Source organism: Microbacterium marinilacus (genome assembly GCF_019753765.1).
Taxonomy (GTDB): domain Bacteria; phylum Actinomycetota; class Actinomycetes; order Actinomycetales; family Microbacteriaceae; genus Microbacterium; species Microbacterium marinilacus.
In genome coordinates this window covers 253872-261025 of record NZ_JAIJZW010000002.1, presented here as the reverse complement: position 1 = coordinate 261025, position 7154 = coordinate 253872, and the positions used below count along the sequence as shown (strand labels likewise).

The following is a 7154-nucleotide window of genomic DNA, read 5'->3' as shown; positions in this document are numbered from 1 at the left end:
CCCCGCGCCCCCGCCCCCCCCCCTGTGGGGGGGGGGGCGCGCGCGCCCACCCCCCCCCCCCCCTCTCTCGTGCTTCCCCCGTCTCAGCCGATACCGCGCAGAATCCTGCTGACGCGTGCTCCAGCCACTCGCAGCAGTCGTTCCAGTTCGTCGGCGCGGTCGCCGAGACGAGCCGTCTCGACCGAGAACGCCACCGCGCCCAGGATCTCCCCCGTGGCGCCGCGCACGCCGACAGCCGCACAGGTGTGGCCGTCCACGAACTCTCCCCGCTCCCACGCGATCCCCTGCAGCCGCACGTAGTCGAGGTGCCGTTCGAGCTCCGCCCGTTCGACGATCGTGTGCTCGGTGAGGCGCGACAGCCCGCGCGCGGCGACGAAGGTGTCGCGCTGCTCGGCGGTGAGGTTCGCCAGCACGATCTTGCCGAACGCCGTCGCATGGGTGGCCTCGTGGAAGCCGAACTCGAGCGGGCGGATCCGTGGCGTGCGAGGCGAGTCGACGACGTGGGCGACGACGACGTCGGCGCCGCGATAGACCGCGAAGTAGGCAGCCACCCGCCCGGTCTCGTGCAGCTCGCGCACCACGTCGCGCACGGGCGCCGACACGCCGATCTGGTGATGCAGCGCACGGCCGAGCCGGTGCACCTTGTATCCGAGCTCGAACCGATGACCCTCGCGCAGGTGGACGAGGTACTCGGCCTCGACCAGCAGCTGGGCCAGGCGATACACCGTCGGCAGCGAATAGCCCAGCTCGTCGCGGATGTCGCCCGCGGCCATCCCGCCGCGCTCGGCCACGAGCTCGAGGATCGCGAGGCATTTCACGGCGCTGGGGACGCCGCCCTCTCCCCGGGCTCCGCTGCCCGTCCGTCCGGCGAGGATCGTCACGCCAGCAGTATGCGCAGACCTTGCTGGGACCGTGGTGAGCGTGCCGGGGCGGGGAGGTGACAGCGAGTGCACCGGCGCGTTCACAGGTCTCCCGACGACAGCCGCGACGCGATGTGATCGGCCTGTCTCATGGCCAGCGCGACGATGGTCAGGGTCGGGTTCGCCGCGGCGCTGGTGGTGAACACCGAGCCGTCGCCGACGAACAGGTTCGGGACGTCGTGTGCGGCGCCCCATCGGTCCACGACACCGTCCTCAGGCCGCTCGCTCATCCGCGCCGTCCCGAGGTTATGCGTCGAGGGATACGGCGGCGTGCGGTGCACGTGCTGGGCGCCCACCGCCTCGTACAGGAGCGTGCCTCGTTCGTACCCGTGCTCGCGCATGGCGGCGTCGTTGCCGTGGTCGTCGTAATGGACGTTCGGCACCGGCAGACCATGCTCGTCGGTCACCGACCTGTTGAGGGTGATGCGATTGCCCTCCTGAGGCATGTCCTCCCCCACGATCCACATCCCGGCGGTTCTCTCGTAGGCGTCGATGATCTCGGCGAACCCCGCTCCCCAGGCGCCCGGTTCGGCGAAGCTCGCGAGGAAGGCGGGACCGAGCGAGATGGTCTCCATGAAGTATCCGCCGGCGAAGCCTCGGCTCGGGTCGTGCACGGACTCGTCCGCGATCAGGCCCGCCATGGTCTCGCCCCGATACATCCTCACCGGCTTGTCGAATCGCGCATACAGCGATCCGGTGGTGTGGCGCATGTAGTTGCGACCCACCTGTCCGGAGGAGTTCGCCAGGCCGTCGGGGAACAGCGAGCTCGCGCTCAGCAGCAGCCGCGGCGTCTCGATCGAGTTGCCCGCCACGACGACGAGGCGCGCCCGCTGGCGCTGCAGGGCGCCGTCTTCGTCGAGGTACAGCACCGCGTCGACACGGCCTGCGGCGTCGTGCGTGATCTGCACGGCATGCGCACGCGTGCGCAGGTCGAGGAGGCCGGTCTCGAGCGCGCGCGGGATCTCGCGCACCATGATGCTCCACTTCGAGCGGTTCTTGTCGCCCTGGAAATTGAAGCCGTCCTGGATGCTCGCCGGGCGCCCGTCGTACGGCTCGGCGTTCGTGCCGTACGGTCCGGTGGCGTAGTAGCGATAGCCGAGGCGCTGAGCGCCCTCCGCGAGCACCTTGTAGTTGTTGTTCGCGGGCAGCGGCGGGCGTCCTCCGCGATGCGTCGAGCCGATCGCGTCCTCCGCCCTCTCGTACCAGGGCTCCAGCTCGTCCAGCGTGATCGGCCAGTCCAGCAGGTTCGCCCCGTCGACCCGGCCGTACGTGCTGCGGGCGTGGAACTCGTGCGCGTGGAAGCGCGGAGTCGCTCCGGACCAGTGCGTGGTGGTGCCCCCGACCGCCTTGACGATCCAGGCCGGCAGGTTCGGGAAGTCCCGGGCGATCCGCCACGAGCCGCTGGTCGTGCGCGGGTCCAGCCAGGCCATCTGGTTGAAGGCGCGCCACTCGTCGTTCTCGTAGTCCTCGTTGCGCAGATATCCGCCGGCCTCCAGCAGGACGACGGGGATCCCGCGTGCGGTCAGCTCGTGCGCGAGCGTGCCACCCCCTGCACCGGAGCCGATCAGGACGACGGCCTCCTCGTCGAGGTCGATCGGCCTGCCGAAGCGGCTCTGCGACGCCTCGCGCTGCGCGCTCATCGTGCGACCCCGTCGTGCTGCGCGGCGATGTCTCCCGGCTGCGAGCTGTGGACGACGTCGACCGGCACGCGCGACGTGCCTGTCCGCGGGCGCTGCGGGCCGGGCAGCGGATCGAGGGGGTCCCCGTCGTACTCCTCGATGCGCGGCTCGGGCAGCCAGTCGAGATCGTCGAACCCGCGGTGCAGGTAGCCGCCGAGGTCGAACGACGGCCCCTCGTAGCCGACCGCCTCCCACACCTCGGGGTCGTCGTACAGGTTGAGCACGGCCGTGCGGCGGATGAAGCCGAAGAAATCGGTGCGCTCGATGCCCCGCAGCACCGCGGTGGCGGCCGACTCGTCGAGACCGCGGAAGTCGCCGTCGGACAGCGAGTCGAGGGTGAGAAGGCCCTGCGTCAGGGTCACCCGCAGCCAAGTGGATCCGCGCGCTTCCGCCAGGATGATGTCGGCCGTCCGCTCGTAGGGGCCGTCCGGGAACGTGCGATGCGGGAAGGCGACCCGCAGCACGCGGACGAGCACGTCCCGCGCGTGGTCGGTGAGCTCGGTGCGGTTGAGCTGCGGGAACTTGGCCGGGTATGCCATGGCTGTTCGCTCCTCTTCGTCGAGGCCGGGCGACGTCGCCCAGTGCATGAATGTCTCGACGCTCACGGTGTCCGCTCCGGGTGCAGCGCACCAGTGGCGTTCTCGACATGCGAGAAGCGGCATTGCGGGCGCGACGGGCAGAGGCGAGCCTCGACCCAGACGGCACGCGACGGTCGACGCAGACCCCATCACGCGACCGACGTGCCCCGATCCGAACGGAGACACCGATGTCCAAAGTCCTGATCCTCGCGGGAGACTTCTCGGAGACGCTCGAGGTCTTCTACCCCTACGAGCGGCTGCGGGAGGAGGGATACGAGCCCGTCATCGCGGCGCCGACCAAGAAGCGCCTCCAGTTCGTGGTGCACGACTTCGAGGGGTACGACACCTTCACCGAGAAGCTCGGCCACGGCTGGGAGGCCGACATCGCGCTGGCCGACGTCGATCCGTCCGCGTACGTGGCGCTCGTCGTGCCCGGCGGCCGGGCCCCGGAGTACCTGCGCAACAACCCCGACGTTCAGCGCATCGTCGCCCACTTCTTCGGCGCCGACGCCCCCGTCGCCGTGACGTGCCACGGTCCGATCATCCTCGCCCAGAGCGGCGTGCTGGCGGGACGGACGACGTCCGGCTTCCCCGAGATCGCCGCAGACGTCGTGGCGGGCGGCGGCACCTACCAGAACTCGGAGGCGCTGGTCGACGGGAACCTGGTCAGCGCGAGGGCGTGGAACGACAACGGCCCGTGGTTCCGCGAGTTCATCCGCCTGCTGCGGGAGCGGGCGCCGATCGGCGCCTGAGGCGGACATGGCTGAGGGCCCTCCCCGACGGACGGGGAGGGCCCTCAGCCATGTCGTGTCCGCGCCGTCGCTCAGGAGAACTGGATGCCGCCGTCGACGAGGACGGTCTGCCCGGTGACGTAGTCCGAGTCCTCCGACGCGAGGTAGGACACCAGACGAGCGACGTCGTCCGGGACGGACACACGTCCGAGCAGGATCGACTTGGCGTTCTCCTCGAGCGCCTGCCCGCGGGGGATCCCCTGCTTGGCCGACAGCTTCTCGTCGATCAGGTCCCACATCGCGGTCCCGACGATGCCCGGCCCGTACGCGTTGACCGTGATGCCGTGCGCCGCCCATTCCATCGCGGCCGCCTGAGTGAGGCCGCGCACGGCCCACTTGGTGGCCGAGTACGGCCCGAGCAGCGCGAACGGGCGGAAGGCCACGATCGACGCGGCGCCGATGATCTTGCCGCCCTCCCCCTGCGCGATCAGCTGCCGCGCTGCGGCACGGTACTGGTAGAACACCCCGGTGACGTTCACGTCGAGGATCCTCTGGAAGTCCTCGCTGGAGTAGTCCAGGAGCTCCTCGACCTGGGCGATGCCCGCATTGGCGACGAACACGTCGAGGCGCCCGCCTTCCCGCACCGCGGCCTGCACGAGCGCGTCCACGCTCGCCTCGTCCGTGACGTCGACGACGGCGGCGCTCGCGACACCGCCGGCCGCGGTGATCGTCTCCACGGTCTCCGCGATGCCGGTCTCAGCCTGCGGGAGGTCGGCGACCACGACGTGCAGACCGTCCCGGCCGAGCCTCTCCGCGATTCCGCGGCCGATGCCGCGGGCCGCTCCCGTGGCCACGGCCACCCGGGTGCTCTCCGTCTCGCTCCTGTGCGTGCTCATGAATCCTCCTCGACTCGCGCCCCGTCCTGGTGAGGGGGTCACGCGCGACGGTAGGAGGGCGACCGAGCCGCCGGAACCCCGCCTCTCGGATGTCGAGAAGGCGAGTGCCGAGAACGACGACGCCCCCATCCCGCGAACGGGAATGGGGGCGTCGTCGTTGCGCGTCTCAGCGTGCGAAGTAGCCGCGGTAGTACTCGTACACCCAGCCCACGATCGCGACCGCGAAGATCATGATCGCGACGGGGAACAGGAACTGTGCCACAGCGAGGGAGATGATGCCGATCGCGGCGGACGCCGCCAGAACCAGCGGCCACCAGGACCAGGGGCTGAACTCCCCGATCTCCGCGTCGCCGTCGTCGATGTCGGCGTCGTCGCGGTCCTCGGAAAGCGCGATGCCCCTCTGGCCCTTGTGCACCATCTGGATGTAGAAGGCGACGAAGCCCGCCATGAAGATGCCGAACGTCAGCGCGGTCGCACCGGCCCACTCGATGGCCGAGTACCAGGGCAGATCGGGGTGGGCCAGGATGTTCCACACGATGTAGACGACGGCCATCAGGGCGAAGAAGCCCGACAGCAGCCACCAGATGGCCACGTTGGAGCGCATTACTTGACCTTTCCGTCCGCAGCGTCGATCACAGGCGCGTCGGGGGCGTCCTTCGCCGGGCCCACGCCGACCGGGATGCCGGCCTCGGGGTGGTTGAGGTCGAACGCGGGACGCTCGCTGCGGATGCGCGGGATCGACGTGAAGTTGTGCCGCGGCGGCGGGCACGAGGTCGCCCATTCGAGCGATCCACCGTAGCCCCACGGGTCGTTCACGGTGATCTTGGGGGCCGTGCGCGCCGTGATCCAGACGTTCAGGAAGAACGGCAGCAGCGAAGCGCCCAGGATGATCGCTCCCACGGTCGAGAGCTGGTTCTGCCAGGTCCACCCGTCGGCGGCCGAGTAGTCGGCGTAACGGCGCACCATGCCGTCGACGCCCAGCCAGTGCTGGATGAGGAACGTCATGTGGAAGCCGATGAACAGCATCCAGAAGTGCACGTAGCCCAGCCGCTCGTTGAGCATCCGGCCCGTCCACTTCGGCCACCAGAAGTAGAAGCCGGCGAACATCGCGAACACGACGGTTCCGAAGACGACGTAGTGGAAGTGCGCGACGACGAAGTACGAGTCGGACAGGTGGAAGTCCAGCGGCGGCGCCGACAGGATCACGCCGGTCAGACCGCCGAACACGAACGACACGAGGAAGCCGAGCGCGAACACCATCGGCGTCTCGAACGTCAGCGAGCCTCGCCACATCGTGCCGATCCAGTTGAAGATCTTCACACCGGTCGGCACGGCGATCAGCATCGTCATCAGCGCGAAGAACGGCAGCAGCACCGCTCCGGTGACGTACATGTGGTGCGCCCACACGGCGACGGACAGCGCGGCGATCGCGATGGTCGCGTACACCAGCGTCTTGTAGCCGAAGATCGGCTTGCGACTGAAGACCGGGAAGATCTCCGACACGATGCCGAAGAACGGCAGCGCGATGATGTACACCTCGGGGTGGCCGAAGAACCAGAACAGGTGCTGCCAGAGCAGCACGCCGCCGTTGGCCGGGTCATAGATGTGGGCGCCGAGCACGCGGTCGGCGGCGGCGGCGAACATCGCGGCCGCGAGCACGGGGAACGCCACGAGGATCAGCAGGCTCGTGATGAGCGTGTTCCAGGTGAAGATCGGCATGCGCCACATCGTGAGGCCGGGGGCGCGCATCGTGATGATGGTGGTGATGAAGTTCACGGCTCCGAGGATGGTGCCGAAGCCGGAGAGGCCGAGGCCGAGCATCCAGAGGTTGCCGCCGACTCCCGGCGAGAACGTCGCGTTGGCGAGCGGCTGATACGCGAACCAGCCGAACGACGCCGCGCCCGACGGGGTCAGGAAGCCGGCGACCGCGATGGTCGAGCCGAAGAGGAACAGCCAGAACGCGAAGGCGTTCAGACGCGGGAACGCCACATCGGGCGCGCCCAGCTGCAGCGGCAGGATCGCGTTCGCGAAGCCGGCGAAGAGCGGCGTCGCGAACATCAGCAGCATGATCGTGCCGTGCATCGTGAACAGCTGGTTGTACTGCTCCTTGGTGGGCAGGATCTGCATGCCCGGGGCGAACAGCTCGGCGCGGATGATCAGCGCCATCACGCCGCCGATCGCGAAGAACAGCACCGAGGCGATCAGGTACATGTACCCGATGGTCTTGTGGTCGGTGGAGGTGATCCACTTGACCACGATGTTGCCCTTCTGCTCGGTGCGCGATGCGCTGAGCAGAGCGGCCTGGCGGGGCGGGAGCGTGGTGCGGTGCTCGTCAAGGGTCGTCGCCATG

7 protein-coding genes are annotated in these 7154 nt (G+C 69.2%); 1 reads left to right on the top strand and 6 read right to left on the bottom strand.

Features of this window, described 5'->3' with window-relative positions:
- Nucleotides 1–83: 83 nt before the first annotated feature.
- The 3 genes from K5S26_RS04660 to K5S26_RS04650 form a co-directional block, all read right to left on the bottom strand.
- On the bottom strand, nucleotides 84–881 hold the full coding sequence (locus K5S26_RS04660; protein WP_221856448.1) for an IclR family transcriptional regulator: 798 nt from the start codon (nucleotides 879–881) through the stop codon (nucleotides 84–86).
- A gap of 80 nt (nucleotides 882–961) precedes the next feature.
- Nucleotides 962–2560, bottom strand: a complete 1599-nt coding sequence (locus K5S26_RS04655; protein ID WP_221856447.1) for a GMC family oxidoreductase — start codon at nucleotides 2558–2560, stop codon at nucleotides 962–964.
- Nucleotides 2557–3204, bottom strand: coding sequence for a hypothetical protein (locus K5S26_RS04650; protein ID WP_221856446.1), 648 nt, complete (start codon nucleotides 3202–3204; stop codon nucleotides 2557–2559). Before K5S26_RS04650 ends, K5S26_RS04655 begins: the two co-directional genes overlap by 4 nt.
- 161 nt (nucleotides 3205–3365) lie before the next feature.
- Here K5S26_RS04650 and K5S26_RS04645 point away from each other — a divergent pair, with 161 nt between their 5' ends.
- Complete coding sequence (locus tag K5S26_RS04645) at nucleotides 3366–3929, top strand: DJ-1/PfpI family protein (RefSeq protein ID WP_221856445.1); 564 nt, start codon at nucleotides 3366–3368, stop codon at nucleotides 3927–3929.
- A 71-nt stretch (nucleotides 3930–4000) separates the two neighbouring features.
- Here the strand turns inward: K5S26_RS04645 and K5S26_RS04640 are convergent, their stop codons facing one another.
- The 3 genes from K5S26_RS04640 to ctaD all read right to left on the bottom strand — a co-directional run bounded on the left by K5S26_RS04640 (nucleotide 4001) and on the right by ctaD (nucleotide 7153).
- Complete coding sequence (locus tag K5S26_RS04640) at nucleotides 4001–4804, bottom strand: acetoin reductase (protein ID WP_221856444.1); 804 nt, start codon at nucleotides 4802–4804, stop codon at nucleotides 4001–4003.
- Nucleotides 4805–4970: 166 nt separating this feature from the next.
- Nucleotides 4971–5408: an aa3-type cytochrome oxidase subunit IV gene (ctaF, locus tag K5S26_RS04635; RefSeq protein WP_221856443.1), complete on the bottom strand. Its 438-nt coding sequence runs from the start codon at nucleotides 5406–5408 to the stop codon at nucleotides 4971–4973.
- Entirely contained in the window at nucleotides 5408–7153 is a 1746-nt protein-coding gene (ctaD, locus tag K5S26_RS04630; protein ID WP_221856442.1) for an aa3-type cytochrome oxidase subunit I, read from the bottom strand. The genes ctaF and ctaD overlap by 1 nt, the downstream gene beginning before the upstream one ends.
- Nucleotide 7154 lies beyond the last annotated feature (1 nt).

What these genes read in the sequence shown, in the direction of transcription:
- K5S26_RS04655 (WP_221856447.1), bottom strand. Translation starts at nt 2,560, where the DNA reads ATGAGCGCGCAGCGCGAGGCGTCGCAGAGCCGCTTCGGCAGGCCGATC.
- ctaF (WP_221856443.1), bottom strand. Translation starts at nt 5,408, where the DNA reads ATGCGCTCCAACGTGGCCATCTGGTGGCTGCTGTCGGGCTTCTTCGCC.
- K5S26_RS04645 (WP_221856445.1), top strand. Translation starts at nt 3,366, where the DNA reads ATGTCCAAAGTCCTGATCCTCGCGGGAGACTTCTCGGAGACGCTCGAG.
- K5S26_RS04640 (WP_221856444.1), bottom strand. Translation starts at nt 4,804, where the DNA reads ATGAGCACGCACAGGAGCGAGACGGAGAGCACCCGGGTGGCCGTGGCC.
- ctaD (WP_221856442.1), bottom strand. Translation starts at nt 7,153, where the DNA reads ATGGCGACGACCCTTGACGAGCACCGCACCACGCTCCCGCCCCGCCAG.